The sequence below is a fragment of the Aquirufa sp. ROCK2-A2 genome (assembly GCF_054558485.1).
The window spans coordinates 1-255 of record NZ_JBPXKA010000035.1 but is presented as its reverse complement, the minus strand read 5'-3'; the positions used below and the strand labels follow the sequence as shown (position 1 = coordinate 255).

The following is a 255-nucleotide window of genomic DNA, read 5'->3' as shown; positions in this document are numbered from 1 at the left end:
CAAAGGGGATTTCTCCAGTCCCCCCCTACTCAGGATACTCCTACAATTAAATAAACTTACCATTACAGGGCTCTCACCTCCTACGGCCCGCCTTCCCAGACAGTTCATGTTCATTTATAAAATCGATATCGAAGTCCTACAACCCCAGTCTTGCCGCAACAACACTGGTTTGGGCTAATCCGCGTTCGCTCGCCACTACTTACGGAATCACTTTTGTTTTCTCTTCCTCTGCTTACTTAGATGTTTCAGTTCAGC

At 46.7% G+C, this 255-nt stretch carries 1 rRNA gene; it reads right to left on the bottom strand.

The window, feature by feature from the left end:
- Positions 1-255, bottom strand: a 23S ribosomal RNA gene (locus tag V7S76_RS13305); the annotation flags it as partial.